Source organism: Rahnella victoriana (assembly GCF_004330295.1).
GTDB classification, from domain to species: domain Bacteria; phylum Pseudomonadota; class Gammaproteobacteria; order Enterobacterales; family Enterobacteriaceae; genus Rahnella; species Rahnella victoriana.
On the sequence record NZ_SJOJ01000001.1, the window covers coordinates 296,048 to 311,279 of the forward strand.

Annotated in this window: 13 protein-coding genes and 1 pseudogene; 2 read left to right on the plus strand and 12 right to left on the minus strand. The window is 53.7% G+C overall.

Features of this window, described 5'->3' with window-relative positions:
* Positions 1–164 precede the first annotated feature (164 nt).
* The 3 genes from EYY67_RS01465 to EYY67_RS01475 all read right to left on the minus strand — a co-directional run bounded on the left by EYY67_RS01465 (position 165) and on the right by EYY67_RS01475 (position 4,678).
* Positions 165–1,295: an ABC transporter substrate-binding protein gene (locus EYY67_RS01465; RefSeq protein WP_131692655.1), complete on the minus strand. Its 1,131-nt coding sequence runs from the start codon at positions 1,293–1,295 to the stop codon at positions 165–167.
* Between the two features lie 192 nt (positions 1,296–1,487).
* Positions 1,488–3,575: a prolyl oligopeptidase family serine peptidase gene (locus EYY67_RS01470; protein WP_131692656.1), complete on the minus strand. Its 2,088-nt coding sequence runs from the start codon at positions 3,573–3,575 to the stop codon at positions 1,488–1,490.
* An 89-nt stretch (positions 3,576–3,664) separates the two neighbouring features.
* Entirely contained in the window at positions 3,665–4,678 is a 1,014-nt protein-coding gene (locus EYY67_RS01475) for a Ppx/GppA phosphatase family protein (RefSeq protein WP_119826671.1), read from the minus strand.
* Positions 4,679–4,991: 313 nt separating this feature from the next.
* Between EYY67_RS01475 and EYY67_RS01480 the strand changes: the two genes are divergently transcribed.
* Entirely contained in the window at positions 4,992–5,237 is a 246-nt protein-coding gene (locus EYY67_RS01480; protein WP_095925070.1) for a hypothetical protein, read from the plus strand.
* Between the two features lie 74 nt (positions 5,238–5,311).
* Here the strand turns inward: EYY67_RS01480 and EYY67_RS01485 are convergent, their stop codons facing one another.
* The 7 genes from EYY67_RS01485 to EYY67_RS01515 form a co-directional block, all read right to left on the minus strand.
* Complete coding sequence (locus EYY67_RS01485; protein WP_195816822.1) at positions 5,312–5,824, minus strand: cupin domain-containing protein; 513 nt, start codon at positions 5,822–5,824, stop codon at positions 5,312–5,314.
* Between the two features lie 38 nt (positions 5,825–5,862).
* Positions 5,863–6,231, minus strand: coding sequence for a hypothetical protein (locus EYY67_RS01490; RefSeq protein ID WP_119826673.1), 369 nt, complete (start codon positions 6,229–6,231; stop codon positions 5,863–5,865).
* A gap of 30 nt (positions 6,232–6,261) precedes the next feature.
* Positions 6,262–7,338: a diguanylate cyclase gene (locus tag EYY67_RS01495; protein ID WP_131692657.1), complete on the minus strand. Its 1,077-nt coding sequence runs from the start codon at positions 7,336–7,338 to the stop codon at positions 6,262–6,264.
* A gap of 204 nt (positions 7,339–7,542) precedes the next feature.
* A complete protein-coding gene (locus EYY67_RS01500) occupies positions 7,543–7,938 on the minus strand; it encodes a (R)-mandelonitrile lyase (protein ID WP_119827448.1) in 396 nt (131 codons plus the stop codon).
* Between the two features lie 146 nt (positions 7,939–8,084).
* Entirely contained in the window at positions 8,085–11,210 is a 3,126-nt protein-coding gene (locus tag EYY67_RS01505) for an efflux RND transporter permease subunit (protein ID WP_119826677.1), read from the minus strand.
* Positions 11,211–11,228: 18 nt separating this feature from the next.
* Entirely contained in the window at positions 11,229–12,380 is a 1,152-nt protein-coding gene (locus EYY67_RS01510; protein WP_131692658.1) for an efflux RND transporter periplasmic adaptor subunit, read from the minus strand.
* A 96-nt stretch (positions 12,381–12,476) separates the two neighbouring features.
* A complete protein-coding gene (locus tag EYY67_RS01515) occupies positions 12,477–12,812 on the minus strand; it encodes a helix-turn-helix domain-containing protein (protein WP_095925064.1) in 336 nt (111 codons plus the stop codon).
* A 322-nt stretch (positions 12,813–13,134) separates the two neighbouring features.
* On the opposite strand from EYY67_RS01515, the gene EYY67_RS01520 reads away from it, so the two are divergent.
* Positions 13,135–14,034, plus strand: coding sequence for a LysR family transcriptional regulator (locus tag EYY67_RS01520; protein WP_095925296.1), 900 nt, complete (start codon positions 13,135–13,137; stop codon positions 14,032–14,034).
* Positions 14,035–14,234: 200 nt separating this feature from the next.
* On the opposite strand, the gene EYY67_RS01525 is transcribed toward EYY67_RS01520, so the two are convergent.
* On the minus strand, positions 14,235–14,780 hold the full coding sequence (locus tag EYY67_RS01525) for a sugar O-acetyltransferase (protein ID WP_131692659.1): 546 nt from the start codon (positions 14,778–14,780) through the stop codon (positions 14,235–14,237).
* A 77-nt stretch (positions 14,781–14,857) separates the two neighbouring features.
* Positions 14,858–15,016 (minus strand): annotated as a pseudogene (locus EYY67_RS01530) (MFS transporter); the annotation flags it as partial.
* Positions 15,017–15,232: the final 216 nt, after the last annotated feature.

Below are 15,232 nucleotides of genomic sequence, written 5' to 3' on the forward strand. Positions count from 1 at the left end.
TCGTACCACGCCAGTCGGCGTTATGCAGATACAGTAATACAGTTAGATTTTTGTATGAATTAACGGAGTGTCAACAAATGTGACGGAGGTAAAGTTTGTGCAGAAGGCATACCACGGGGGTTGAAAACCCGCCTGCGTGACCACAGACGGGCGGGTCTCAGGGCTTATTTTTTCGCAGACCAGCCGAGGATCAGATCCTGATCCGGCAGGTTGGTGTAGTTGCGCACGATATCGTGGTAAGTCTTCGCCGGATCGACGTTTTTAAACTGCTGCGGATAGATAAACTTCGCCAGATATTCCATCCCGACAATGTTGTACGGGTGGTTGTAGAACTGGTGATAAATCGCATACACGCGTTTGTCGCTGACGGCCGGGATCTGCGCCACGCCGGTACGGTGAGTCAGCACCGCGACTTCTTTATTAATGCTGGCTTCATCTGCGCCATACCCGAACGGCAGAATATGCGTCACGGAACCGCCTTTCGGACGCGCTGAGCCGGTCATGATGTACACGTCAGGCTTCATGCTGATCACCTGCTCCAGCGAAACCGTGCCCGATGCGCCCGGCAGCAATGTCGAGCCGATGTTATTGGCGCCAACCGCCTGGATCAGTTTGCCCCAGCCCGCATTACCGTGGGTAAAGCAGCAGGAATCATCGCGACCGGCAATCGGCTCAATGAACACATTTGGCCTGGTTTTAACGGCAGACACCGCTTTCTGAATAGCGTCAAAATGCTGGTTATAGAAGGTGGTATAGGCGCGGGCATTGTCTTCCTGATCCATCACCTGGCCGAGCAGTTCGATGCTCGGGGCGGTATTTTTGGCCGGATCCAGTTCGTAATCCAGGAACACCACCGGAATATGCAACGCCGCCAGTTTATCCAGCACGCCTGCCTGCGCCAGCGAATCTTTCGCACGCAACTGCGCCACCATCAGATCCGGTTTTTTGGCGATCACGGTTTCCAGATCCACCTGCCCTTTATCGCTGAATCCCATATCAAGGATTTTAGCGGATTCCGGCCATTTGCTTTTCAGCATGTCCCAGGTGCCGCTGTCGGTTTTTTTCAGCAGGTTATTCCAGGCCACCACATGCTGGAACGGGTTGGCTTTGTCCAGCACGGCCAGCGCCAGCAGATCACGGCCATCCTGTAAAATTACCCGTTGCGGGGCTTTATCGATCGTGACTTGCTGGCCGGACATATCCGTCACAGTCAGCGGATAGGTGGTGGCAAAACTGGCAAAGGAAGTGGCCATCAGGCCGGCAACTGACAGCACGCGAGCGGTGTTCTTTAACATGCGATTACCCGAAAATGAGAATGAATAAGAAATGATTTTGATAATTGTTATCAACTGGAGCCGAAATAATAAACAAGGAATGATTAGCGGGGCAACGTTTTTACGGTGATTCAGCGCGGATAAAACATGTCGAAATATGAACGGGATACCGCGAGGGTATCCCGTTCAGGGTCAGTCAGCAGCTTAACGTGCTCAGTGGCGGCCGAGGGTATGCATCAGGAATTCACTGACCATCACCCGCTTAAACGCCGACTGTTTTTTGTCAGCAGCGGCGCTGTGACCGCCGTCGGTATTCTCGTAGAACCAGACATCCGGGATGCCCAGCGCCTGCATTTTCGCTGCCATTTTACGCGCATGGTCAGGCCCGACACGGTCATCGCTGGTGGCCGTAGAGAACAACACCGGCGGGTATTTTTTTGCCGGATCGATATTGTGATACGGCGAAAATTCGCGGATAAACGCCCACTCTTCCGGTTTCTGCGGGTCGCCGTATTCCGCAATCCACGACGCGCCAGCCGAGATTTGCGTATACCGGTACATATCCAGCAGCGCCACTTCACAGACAATCGCACCGAACAGTTCCGGGTAGCGCGTCAGCATATTGCCGACCAGTAAACCGCCGTTGCTGCCGCCCTGCGCCGCCAGATGGGCCGGAGACGTGATCTTACTGGCGATCAGCGCCTTCGCCACGGAGGCGAAATCTTCATAGGCGCGCAGACGTTTTTCCTTCAGCGCCGCTTTGTGCCATTCCGGCCCGTATTCGCCCCCGCCGCGGATATTCGCCACCACAAACACGCCGCCGCGATCCAGCCACGACACGCCACTGACGCCGAGATAATACGGGTCAAGCGAGACTTCAAAACCGCCGTAGCCATAAAGCAGGGTCGGATTTTTGCCGTCGTACGCCACGTCTTTGCGGCAGACCACGAAATACGGCACGCGGGTGCCGTCGTCGGAGACCGCGAAATGCTGGCTGACCTGATACGCTGACGCGTCAAAATGCGACGGATCTTGTTTCAGCAGTTCGGCTTCCACCTCCGCGCCGTTATCCAGATTACCAAGCGACAAACTGGCCGGTTGCAGGAAGCCACTGACACTCATGAAATATTCATTGGTGTCGTCATCCACGCCCCACGCATTGATTTTGCTCAGTTCCGGCACGTTGCCAAACGGCTGACGCTGCCAGCCGCCGTCTTTTGGCGTCAGTACTTCCAGCCGGTTGGACACATCGCGGGTGATGCTGAGAATAATGTGATCACGGGTGTAAGAATAACCGTTGAGCTGGTCACGGGTTGCCGTGACGCCGCTGAGGGAAGCATGAGCAGAAGGCATAAACAGCGGCTTCAGCGTACGATCACCGGCCATAAAGGCATCAAAATTCATGGTCAGCAGCGAACCGGAAGGCCAGCTTTCACCGTTTACCTGCCATTCGCTGGAAGGCTGGATCAGGATCCATTCCCGCCAGGTACTGAATTTGGCATCCGTCGGCAGATCGATTTTGACCAGGTTTTTGCCGTCATCAAGCAGGAACACTTCGCGGTGATAGAAGTCGATCACCCGAACGACGTAACTGTGCTCGAAGCCTTTCATGGCATCGCGATAACCCGCCGCCAGCATGTCGGTTTTCTCCGCGCTGAACACGGTGACCGCGTCAGAGAGCGGCGTACCGCGCTGCCAGATTTTGACGATGCGCGGGTAACCCGAATCAGTCAGGGATCCTTCTCCAAAATCGGTCGCGACAAATAAATGGTCGCGGTCAATCCAGCTGATACGGCTTTTCGCGACCGGCAGACAGAACCCGCCGGGAACGAAATCCTGGGTGACTAAATCAAACTCGCGCACTTCTGATGCATCTCCCCCGTCGGGTGAGAGCATTAACAATGCACGGTCAAAATCCGGCTTCAGATTCAGGAAGCCATGAAACACCCAGTCCTTGCCTTCGGCTTTGCCCAGCGCATCAATATCCAGCACGGTTTGCCATGCCGGTTGTGCTTTGCGGAATTCATCCAGTGTGGTTTTACGCAACAACCCTTTTGGATTCTGCGCATCCTGCCAGAAGTTGTACCAGTCATGCCCGCATTTCCACACACCGGGGATGTGATCCGGTGAGTTCAGACCTTCCAGCACTTTCTCCCGCAACGGTTCGAAGTCCTTGCCCTGCGTAAAGGCTTTCAGCGTGATGGCATTTTGCCCGCGCGCCCATTCCAGCGCTTTTTCGTTGCGTAAACCTTCCAGCCAGATGAAATCATCCTGCGGCGGGGTCATTGAGTCAGTTGTCATATCATTCTGCTCCTTCAGTGAAAACAGCCGTTCTTAAAAGGGTCTTCTGAATAAACGCTAAGCGCAGTGTCGCGCATCGTTTACCGGATTTATTGCACCAGGATGCCCTGGATCAGGCTGGCTTTGACAATCGTCACCTGCGGGATATTCAGCGCCTGCATAAAACCTTCCACCAGCAGCAAATTACTGACATCCGTGGCGCGGTATTCGCCCGTAAGTTCGCTGTCCCCTTTCCATACCTGATTTTTCGACACGCGTTCAACATCGGCCAACGTGTAGGTATTGTCCTTCGGATGCAGCTGATCTTTCAGCGAAAAACCGTGCACACCGCCGATTCCGATCACCCGGCGGGTTTGCGCATCCTGTTTGATTTGCGGGCTGACGTGCGTGCGGGCGTAGAAATTCACGTAACGCAGAACCGTATTGCGCAGCGAGCCAATCGGGTTGGGCGAGGCGGCTTTATCCAGTGCCTGATTTTTCAGTACGCTGATAATGAATTCTTTTAACGTCACAGACGCCAGTCTGCCCTGATAAATATCCGTCACCGGCTGACCATTTTGCTCACGCAGGGCGGTCATTTGCATCGAGCCTCCGCCGATATCCCAGACCAGCAGATCCTGATTTTTAATGGTGTTGTCATGCAGCGCCGCTTTCGCCGACAGGAATCCCAGCTCCGCTTCCTGCTCCTGAGAAATCACCCGCAACTGGATGTGCGTCTGCTGATTGAAACGGTCAATCACCTGCTGACCGTTGGCCGCCGAACGAAACACGGCCGTGGCGACGCCGGTAATGCGCTGCGGATGGAAAGTGCGGGCTTTATCGACCATCTCTTTCAGCGCCGTCACGCCTTGCTGTTGCATGGCTTCGCTGATGTGGTTGTTGCCGGATTTGCCCAGGTCGTCATTAAAGCCCAGCGGCCGTTGGTCTTCATACAGCACTTTTCCCAGCTGATGCTGGCAAATATCCACCTGCGCCACCTGAATTTTGGTGGTACCGGATCCCATGTCAATTCCCGCGCGGGTTTCGATACATTGACTGGCCAGCGAGGAAAAGGTGCTTAACGCGAACAGCGTACCGAGAAAACCCTTCATCCAATAATGCATGTCGTCCTGCCCCTGAAAAATATAAGAAAAGTAGAAAGTACTCAGGAATACCCGCTTTATAGCGTTGAGTTCAAGTCTTTTTAATTTCCGTTTACGCTCTGAATAACCTTTCTAAAAGAGTGAGATCTCGTTTAATTAATTCATTCTGCGATCCGTACGCAAGCCCGTCTTGCTTTTTGTGAGTCAGTTCAAGCATTCAAATAACAGGAACGCCTATAAAGAAATCATTACTTTGTCATGACAAAAAATGACAGGGATTTGAGGTAGAAAAGGGAAACGAAAAATCAGGCAGCCACAGGAAAGGAGTGAGAATATGGAATGGAAAATCATAGACATCCTGAGTATCCCGCAAACCGGACTGAAATATATCTGCATTCAGGCGTTTAAAAATCTGAAGCTGATTTTGTCCGTGGATAATGATTTCACCCTGCACACCGGCGATACCTTAGAGATCACGCCGGAGGGCTATTCACTGAACCGTCATCAGGCGCAGAGCCTGAAAATTCACCGCATGATGCCGTATTGTCAGCAACGCTGGCAGTCGCTTTCGGTGCAGTAAATGTGTGTAATCAGACACCTTAAATAGAAAAGCCGGTATTCAGAACACCGGCTTTTTTTTGCATTTTCCGGCTTTTAGTCAGACGTTTTATTGTGCTCACGTCGCCGGTCAGAAATACCGTCATGGTCACCGAATTGCTGCTCAGGCACATCCCGCCAGCGGTCTTTGCGCGTCGCTTCGTATTCCTGATTCAGCGGATAATAAATCCGGTTTTCCGGTTTATTCGCCTCGCCCACCACCAGCAGACGAATTTCCTCGTCCGTATTATTGATAAAGGTGTGGCAGATGCCGGTTCCGTGCGGAAACCCCACGGCATCGCCCGGTTTAAGCCGGTGCAGGTGGCCGTTGATCCAGGCATCCGGCGTGCCTTCCAGCACGTAGACAAACTCATCTTCTGAACTTTCTGCGTGCGCGTAACAGGTACGCCGCCCCGGCAACAAACGTTCGTGGTGAATGCCAATTTTCGTCAACCCGAGCGCCCTGCCAAGCGGCGCGCCGAAGGACATCCGTTCGTCATCACCGGCATAACCGCTGTCATCCGGGCTTTCGAGTTCGCGCCAGTGACGGATGAAATCAGGTCTTTCCATGTGCATGTTTCCTCGGATAAAGGGACGACGTCTCAGTCTCAGTACAGCGACGGTGACGGTGACGTGGTCGCCGGTTGCAGCGAATACGGGCTTTGCTGCGTCTGAGACGTCTGTTTCGGCAGACAGGCAAATCTTATGTGCACCTTCTCGCCGTCATTACTTTCGCCCAGCGTCTGGAATTTACCGGTACAAAACGTGAAGATCTTTTTGTAGGTATCCGCACGACGCTGACGTTCAAGAATTGAAAAAACGGACGTGGTATAGCTCGCCTCGCCTTGCGCAAATGCCGCATCATAATTCGCCGGACGATAGGTTTCGTCTCCCACCGGCTTATCAATCGATGAACACCCTGCCAGCACACCCGCTATGGCTACCGCTGCTACCATCATTATTGTGATATTTTTCATTGATCATCCAGGATAAACGGTGAATTCACTTCATTGTAGCTGAGCCGCGAGTTCCGCCCGGCCCACACTGCCAATACTGTTCTTGCCATTTTTTTTGACGTTCACTAATGCGCGCTCTGCCGCCGCCAGCCACTGATTGTAATTCTCATGATGTCTGGACGTCGCCACCCCGATACTCAGCGAGCACTGGAAACCCGAGTCTTGCGACAAACGGATCTCTGAGGTTTTCAGTAATAACCGGTAACCCACGGCATAGGCTTCCTCTTCGGAGACGCCCGGCAGGATCACCACAAATTCATCGCCGCCCAGAATAGCCGGGAAATCATTTTGCCCGGTTTCATGGCGCAAAATCGCTGACACGGATCGCAATACATAATCCCCCGCCTCGCGCCCGAATAAGTCATTCACCATCTTAAGATCATCCACGCCCAATACCATCAGGCAGGATAAATCATGTTTCGAACGTTCAAATTCCAGCATCAGCCGCCGGTCAAGTAAACGCCGGTTTGGCAGCCCGAGGAACGGATCCATCAGCGCCGCCTTTTCCAGCTCATGTTGTTTATCGCGCAGCTTGCGGGAGATGGAATAATTGGCGGCGCTGAAGGCAATAATATAAATAGTCGACAGCGGCAGCGTCAGCCACAGCGTCCGGTCGGTGACGACGGGATAAAAAGGCATTCCCGCCGCCAGCCAGCAAAGGAGAAAACCAGCGCAATAAAACAGCGCGGCACGGCGCAGCAAATGCCAGCCACCGGCAGAGAAACGGTCGGCAATCAGAATAGACGTAATAATGGCCGACGGCAGCGGGCACACGCCCATCAGCGCCACCCATGCGCCGCCTGCGATGGCGTCAAACGCCAGATTTCTGAACTCGGCCTGATTAGGATGTTTTGCGCGATGGGAAATCAGCATCGCGACATGCGGCCAGACAAACGCATTCAGCGCCAGCAGACATATCGGTATCCAGGAAACCTGTCGTTCGAGCAGAACGGAAAGCACCGGAAAAAAGCAGAGGAAAGTGCCGAGCATGCGCATCAAATACATTCGCTTTAAAAAGCGATCCGAACGCTCACGCACGAAACTCTCACCCGGAGAATAATAAGGCATACCGATACGACTCTGTAGTTGATGTCTGTTTATATTAGTCGAGTTAGTGATTACAGGGCTACAGAAAGCGGCGGTTTTAATGCGTCGAATAACGGGGCTTTTTAACCGTAAATAAAACAGGTGAGCGGTTAGCCGGATAATTTAGGATAAAAAAACGGCCACCCAAAGGGCAGCCGTTTGCAGACATTAACGTGTGACTTTACATTATCTGGAATACTGCACGTCCGTCACTTTTTCCATCCACTCTACCGGGCTGCCGTTCAGGGATTCGGCAATCGCGATGTGCGTCATGGCATTCTCAGGGGTTGCGCCGTGCCAGTGTTTCACCCCTTCCGGGATCCACACGATATCGCCGACGTTCATTTCACGGATTTCGCCGCCCTCTTCCTGTAACCAGCCGCGACCCTGCGTAATGATCAACGTCTGACCCAGCGGATGGGTGTGCCAGGCGGTACGGGCGCCCGGCTCAAAGGTCACGGTCGCCCCGCCCACACGGGCAGATTCAGTGCCGCTGAACGGCGAGTCGATACGCACCTTACCGGTGAAGTAACTTTCAGGACCGTTCTGAGAAGGCACAGAACCGCTTCGGGTAATTTTCATTTTGTCAGTCATTTCATTCTCCGCTGCGGCAACCGCCGCTGGAATAGTCATCGTAATACAGACTGTAGCGCCATTCGTTTGTTGCGACTATATAGCTGAATACGCAAGGAGCTATGAATTAAACTCATTAATAGCCCCTTCAGCCCTTACTCTTCGCTCTGGCCGGGCGTCCCGGCGAAACGCCGGCGCACCACCACGAAGAACACCGGCACAAAGAAGATGGCCAGTAACGTGGCTGAAATCATTCCGCCCATCACGCCGGTTCCGACCGCGTTTTGTGCGCCGGAACCCGCGCCGTTGCTGATCGCCAGCGGCAGGACGCCGAGGATAAACGCCAGCGACGTCATCAGGATCGGCCGCAAACGCATCCGCACCGCGTCAAGCGTGGCTTCCAGCAGCGGTTTGCCTTCTTTCAGCATCAGGTCATTGGCGAATTCGACGATCAGAATGGCGTTTTTCGCCGCCAGCCCGATGGTGGTCAGCAGGCCGACCACGAAATACACATCGTTATTCAGCCCGCGCAGGCTGGTCGCCAGCAACGCGCCCACCACGCCAAGCGGAACCACCAGCATCACCGAGAACGGGATCGACCAGCTTTCATACAGTGCCGCCAGACACAGGAACACCACAACCAGCGAGATGGCATACAGCGCCGGTGCCTGTTCACCGCTCATGCGTTCCTGATACGACATGCCGGTCCAGTCATGACCCATCCCCGCAGGCAGTTGCCCGGCCAGTTGTTCCATCAGCGCCATGGCTTCGCCGGAACTTTTACCCGGCGCAGGCTGCCCGAGGATCTCCAGTGAAGACAGTCCGTTATAGCGTTCCAGACGCGGCGAACCATACACCCATTTCGCCGTCGAGAAGCTGGCAAACGGCACCATTTTCCCGTTAGTCGCGCGCACAAACCAGTTATTGAGATCGTCCGGCATCATGCGGTAAGGCGCATCACTCATGACATACACTTTTTTCACGCGGCCATTATCGACGAAGTCGTTCACGTAACTGCCGCCCCAGGCCGCCGACAAGGTGGTGTTGATATCCGACAGCGATAACCCCAGCGCCCTGGCTTTTTCCTGATCAATCGTCACTTTGTATTGCGGCATATCTTCCATGCCGTTTGGCCTTACCGCCATCAGCACATCCGGATGCTGCGCTGCCAGCGCCAGCAACTGATTACGCGCCTCAAGCAGTTTCTGATGCCCCAGATTGCCACGGTCGATCAGTTCAAAATCGAAACCAGTGGCATTTCCCAGCGCGATAATCGGCGGCAGGTTGAACGCCACGACGGTGCCGTCGAGGATTTTTGAAAACGCCGCGTTGGCACGCTGAACGATCGCCGTCACGTTGTTGGCGTCACCGGCACGCTCGCGCCAGTCTTTCAGGCCGATAAAGGCGATACCGACGTTTTGCCCGCGTCCGGCAAACCCGAAACCGTTAACGGTGAGGACATTCGCGACATTACGGTTTTCGTCATTCATATAGTGTGCAGTGATGGCGTCGAGCACTTTCTGCGTCCGCTCCTGCGTGGCACCCGCCGGTAAAATGGCCTGCGTCGCCAGCACGCCCTGATCTTCATCAGGTAAAAACGAGGTCGGCAGACGCATAAACATCACCACCATGCCTGCCACAATCAGCAGATAAATGACGATGTAACGCCCGGTACTTTGCAAAATCCGCCCGACCGAGGACGTGTAATGCTGCGTACTCTGGTCAAACTTACGGTTGAACCAGCCAAAGAAACCGGTGGTTTTCCCGTGGCTACCCTGCGCCACCGGTTTAAGCAACGTGACGCACAATGCGGGCGTCAGGATTAATGCCACCAGCACCGACAAGGCCATCGCAGACACAATCGTTATCGAGAACTGACGATAAATCACGCCGGTGGTGCCGCCGAAAAAGGCCATCGGCACAAAGACCGCCGACAGCACCAGCGCGATACCCACCAGCGCGCCCTGAATTTGCGCCATCGATTTTCGTGTCGCCGCTTTAGGCGACAGGCCCTCTTCGGCCATCACGCGCTCAACGTTTTCCACCACCACGATCGCATCATCCACCAGCAGCCCGATGGCGAGCACCATGCCGAACATCGTCAGCGTGTTGATGGTAAAACCGCAGGCGGCGAGAATGCCAAACGTCCCCAGTAACACCACCGGCACGGCAATGGTCGGGATCAGCGTCGCCCTGACGTTTTGCAGGAACAGGAACATCACCAGAAACACCAGCACAATGGCTTCGAACAGCGTTTTCACCACCTCATTAATCGAGATTTTGATAAACGGCGTGGTGTCGTAGGGATAGACCACCTGCAAACCGTCCGGGAAGAACGGCCGCAGTTGTTCCAGTTCGGCGCGCACCGCCGCCGCCGTATCCAGCGCATTGGCTCCGGTCGCGAGCTGGATCCCCAGTGCCGACGCCGGTTGCCCGTTAATTTTCACCACGAACTGATAATCTTCCCCACCGCGCTCAATGCGGGCAACATCGCGCAGCCGCACCTGCGAACCGTCGGCATTCACCTTCAGCAAAATGTCGCCAAATTCTTCCGGTGAGATCAGCCGCGTTTGCGCGATGAGCGAGGCATTCAGTTGCTGTCCCGGCACCGGTGGCGCACCGCCGATTTGTCCGGCGGCAACCTGCGCATTCTGGGTGTTCAGCTCGCTGATCACATCCACCGGCGTCAGCTGATAATTATTCAGTCTGGCCGGATCCAGCCAGATACGCATGGCGTATTGCGAACCGAAGATCTGCGTATCCCCCACACCGTCGATACGGCTGATCGGATCTTTAATATTCGAACCGACGTAGTCCGAAATATCCTGCTGGGTCATGGTGTGATTACTGTTCACAAAACCGACCACCATCATAAAGGTGCTGGACGATTTACGGACGGTGATCCCCTGTTGCTGCACTTCCGACGGCAATAACGGCGTCGCCAGTTGCAGTTTGTTCTGCACCTGAACCTGCGCGATATCCGCGTCGGTGCCGGTTTTGAAGGACAGCGTCAGTTGCAGCGTGCCCGACGAATCGCTGGTTGAGGACATGTACATCAGCCCGTCGAGGCCATTCATGTTTTGCTCAATCACCTGCGTCACGGAGTTCTGCAACGTGGTGGCATCCGCGCCCGGATATTGTGCGCGGATCTGGATCGCCGGTGGCGCTACGCTGGGATACTGTTCGACAGGCAGATTAATGATTGAGATCGCCCCTGCCAGCATGACGATAATGGCGATCACCCAGGCAAAAATAGGCCGATCGATAAAGAATTTAGACATGATTTCCGCGTTCCCTGATTAAGACCTGGCTGGCTGTTCGTGGGCAGAAACAACATCACCCGGTTTGACTTTTTGTACGCCGGACACCACCACGCGCTCGCCCGCCGCCAGTCCTGACAGCACCTGCCACTGATCGCCAAAGGCTTTGCCTGTGATGACATTTTTCAGTGCCACTTTGTTATCCGTGCCAACCACCAGCGCCGTCGCATCTCCCCGCGGGTTGCGGGTAATCGCCACCTGTGGCACCAGTAACGCCGACGGAGCAACGCCCTCTTCAAGCCGCGCACGCACGAACATTCCCGGCAATAACCGGTACTGAGGGTTCGGGATCAGCGCGCGCAAGGTGATGGAGCCGGTGGTTTCGTCCACCGTCACGTCGGAGAATTCCAGCGAACCTTTCGGCGCATACGCGCTGCCGTCAGAGAGCAGCACGGTAACTTCAGCTTTGCCTTCCACCTGACGCAGCTGGCCGCCGGACATTTCCTGACGCAGACGCAGGAATTCATCCCCCGACTGCGTGACATCGACATACAAGGTATCGAGCTGCTGAACCGTCGCCAGCGCCGTGGTTTGGGCGTTTTGCACCAGCGCGCCTTCGGTGACGGAGGAGCGGCCAATACGCCCGGAAATCGGTGACGTCACACGGGTATAACCCAGATTGATACGCGCGGATTTCACCGCCGCTTTTGCGGCAACCATTGCCGCCTGCGCCTGTTGCGCCGTGGCCTGCGCCTGATCGAAATCCTGCTGACTGATGTAATGCGTGCCGGTCAGCGGACGGTAACGGTTCACCGTGGTGACGGCGATGCGCGCACTGGCTTCAGCCTGTGCCAGTGCGCCCAGCGCGTTATCCAGCGTCGCCTGATAGGGCGCGGGATCAATCTGGTACAACGCCTGTCCGGCAGTCACATCGCTGCCTTCGGTGAAAAGACGTTTTTGTATGATGCCGGAGACCTGCGGGCGCACTTCTGCCACCCGCAGCGCCGAGGTTCTGCCCGGCAATTCGGAGGTCATATTCAGCGGTGCGGTGCTGAGTTTCACGACATTGACGTCAGGTAATGCAGGCTGGCCCGACGCGGCGTTTTTACCGCTGTCACAGCCGGCAAACACTACACTCCCGGATAAAAGACAAAGCACTGCCAAAGGCCTGATGCGCCCCAAATTATTCATGGTTTCCCACCTCAATATTCCCATCTGGTTATTCACTCAATCAGTGAATTTGCGTTAAATAAAAACAAAATCAAAAAGTACGTCAGTAATTAATCATTACGCAGGTTGTGACTGATGCATTCTGCGATATGCCTGCGGCGGCAAATGGTATTTGCGCGAAAAGGTGCGGGAAAAAGATTGTTGCGAGTCGTACCCGTACTTAAAGGAAATATCAATTACCGCATTTTTTGTGTGGAGAAGTTCATTCGCCGCTAATTCGAGTTTTCTGTCGCGAATATAATTGCCCAGCGTTTCACCGATGACCTGCTGAAACATTCTTTGTAAATGCCATTTTGAATAGCCTGATTTTTCAGCAACATCGCTGATTTTCAACGGCTTATCAATATGTTCATCTATCCACCCGATCAGGGAGTCAATAACGTCTTTATGCATCACAAGCGTCCTCTTAAAAATAGCGTAATGAGTGCGCGATTCGACACGGGATCACACGTGGTTTGTTTTCAAAACGGCAGCTGATTTCAATCGGAAACTGAAAATGACAGCAGTGACAGAGGCGTGGATAAGATTAAATGTGACCGGGATAGTCATCACTCTTATGGGGCGATAATAGCATCCGGAATACGCGGTAATAAGACGCTAAATTATGATTGCCGTTATGAATCTCATTCACTAATCCGGCATCAATAGGCGTCGCTTACGAAAGATGAACTGATTATAATCCGCTCAGTAATGGGTAATGACAATCGGATCCGGCATGTTAAAAGAGAATTTCAACGATTTAATTTCTTTCCTCGTCGTGGCGAGGGAGCGCAGTTTTACCAAAGCGGCGGCAAAACTGGGGGTTTCACAATCGGCACTCAGTCATTCAATCCGGGGTCTGGAAGAACGGCTGGAGCTGCGGTTGCTGACCCGCACCACCCGCAGCGTTGCCCCGACGGAAGCCGGTGAAAAAATGGTCGCCAGCCTCGGCCCGCGCTTTGCAGAAATAGAATCTGAACTGGAGGCGTTAAGCGAGATGCGCGAACGCCCGGCAGGGAATATCCGCATTACCGCCGGCGAACACGCGGTGGATTCCATCCTGTGGCCGGTATTAAAAAAATTCCTCGCCGAATACAGCGATATTAATATCGAAATCATTCTGGATAATGCGCTGACAGATATTGTGACAGGCCGCTTCGACGCCGGAATTCGTCTCGGGGAACAGGTCGCCAAAGACATGATCGCCCTGCGTATCGGGCCTGAAATGAGCATGGCGGTGATCGGTTCCCCCGCGTATTTCGCCAGGGAAGGTATTCCCTTAACGCCGCAGGAATTACAAAGCCACCGCTGCATCAATATGCGTCTGCCGACCATGGGCGGGATTTATGCGTGGGAATTTGGTCAGGATGGACGGGAATTAAAAGTACGCGTCGACGGACAGTTAACCTTTAACAGCCTGCGGCAGAGAATTGATGCGGCGGTTAACGGCTTCGGTCTGGCGTATGTGCCGGAAGATTCCGTGGCATCGGACATCGCCAGCGGAAAGTTAATACGGGTATTGCAGGACTGGTGTGAACCTTTCCCCGGCTATTATTTGTATTATCCCAGCCGCAAACAACACACCACCGCGTTTGCTTTATTGCTGGATGCGCTGCGATATAAAGAACCGTCATAACGATCACTATTTGATCAAAATCCCCAAAAAGTGTGCTGATACTTATTTCAGGAAGATAATTAATTGATTTAGATTACATTGTGTTTCATGCTGTGCGCACTTTAAGAAATATTGTACTTTTTGCATTTGCAGCCCGCCTGGAGCGGGCTTTTTTATGTCTTGTTTCTCAAAGCATGAATATTTTTTGATTAGGAATTTCTTTAGCGAATGACGCGACAGGGATTGCCGCAGGCCACCGCCCCCGCCGGAACGGATCGCGTGACCACGCTGCCTGCCCCGACAGTACAGCCATCACCCAGAGTGACGCCCGGCAGAATGATACACCCTCCGCCGATCCAGACATCGTTACCGACAGTCACCGGCCGCGCGCTGCCGATATGTTCACGACGTATCTCAATATCCAGCGGATGTTGCGCCGTATAAATTTGCACATCGGGGCCAATAAAAACGTTATTGCCTATCGTGACCGGCGCGCAATCGAGTAAGACAAAGTTAAAATTAACAAAAACATTATTTCCGAGCACGGTATTGATACCGTAATCAATGCGCATGCCTTTTTCAAAATGCACATTACTGCCCACCTGACCAAATATTTTTCTGATCAGTGCGTCCTTTTCTGCGGTTTGTCGTGCGCTCAGCGCATTAAACGCATCCACTTTATCGCGGGTCTGATAACGAATTTCACGTAATTCCTCATCATTGATCTGATAATCCAGCCCGCTGGTCATTTTCGTTAGCTCACGCATATACCGCTCCCTGATGATTGTTTGCTTTGCGGATAACCATTGTTCCGCACTTACTGCCCGATATCGCGCAGCTTCTTCCCTGCCGCGCCGATATTGTCCATCAACGTCAGAAAAGTTGCGCCGATCATCATAGTAAAGATCCCGTTGGTGGTGGTCGAGCAGGTGATATCAAAATCGCGACGTTGTAACGGCTGGATTTCAGAACATAGGATCCACACCACCGGCGCGGCGCTCATCATCGCCGCAAATGACCCTGGTATTTTTCAGCGGATACTCCGCCATTTTTGCCACATCGATTGCTTTTATACTGCTCTTTGCGAGACGTCTTCCAGATCTGAATACAACTCCCTGTAAATGCATCCAGCCTGTTTCTTTGTTCCGGCGGCAGGAATAAAGTCTCCTTGCTGCGGCAAAATCCGCAGCCGGAATTAGCGTTCCGAAAGACATAACTA

Bases quoted from the DNA above. Each gene is read 5' to 3' on its own strand.
- EYY67_RS01465 (WP_131692655.1), bottom strand. From the start codon at position 1,295: ATGTTAAAGAACACCGCTCGCGTGCTGTCAGTTGCCGGCCTGATGGCC.
- EYY67_RS01470 (WP_131692656.1), bottom strand. From the start codon at position 3,575: ATGACAACTGACTCAATGACCCCGCCGCAGGATGATTTCATCTGGCTG.
- EYY67_RS01475 (WP_119826671.1), bottom strand. From the start codon at position 4,678: ATGCATTATTGGATGAAGGGTTTTCTCGGTACGCTGTTCGCGTTAAGC.
- EYY67_RS01480 (WP_095925070.1), top strand. From the start codon at position 4,992: ATGGAATGGAAAATCATAGACATCCTGAGTATCCCGCAAACCGGACTG.
- EYY67_RS01485 (WP_195816822.1), bottom strand. From the start codon at position 5,824: ATGGAAAGACCTGATTTCATCCGTCACTGGCGCGAACTCGAAAGCCCG.
- EYY67_RS01490 (WP_119826673.1), bottom strand. From the start codon at position 6,231: ATGAAAAATATCACAATAATGATGGTAGCAGCGGTAGCCATAGCGGGT.
- EYY67_RS01495 (WP_131692657.1), bottom strand. From the start codon at position 7,338: ATGCCTTATTATTCTCCGGGTGAGAGTTTCGTGCGTGAGCGTTCGGAT.
- EYY67_RS01500 (WP_119827448.1), bottom strand. From the start codon at position 7,938: ATGAAAATTACCCGAAGCGGTTCTGTGCCTTCTCAGAACGGTCCTGAA.
- EYY67_RS01505 (WP_119826677.1), bottom strand. From the start codon at position 11,210: ATGTCTAAATTCTTTATCGATCGGCCTATTTTTGCCTGGGTGATCGCC.
- EYY67_RS01510 (WP_131692658.1), bottom strand. From the start codon at position 12,380: ATGAATAATTTGGGGCGCATCAGGCCTTTGGCAGTGCTTTGTCTTTTA.
- EYY67_RS01515 (WP_095925064.1), bottom strand. From the start codon at position 12,812: ATGCATAAAGACGTTATTGACTCCCTGATCGGGTGGATAGATGAACAT.
- EYY67_RS01520 (WP_095925296.1), top strand. From the start codon at position 13,135: ATGTTAAAAGAGAATTTCAACGATTTAATTTCTTTCCTCGTCGTGGCG.
- EYY67_RS01525 (WP_131692659.1), bottom strand. From the start codon at position 14,780: ATGCGTGAGCTAACGAAAATGACCAGCGGGCTGGATTATCAGATCAAT.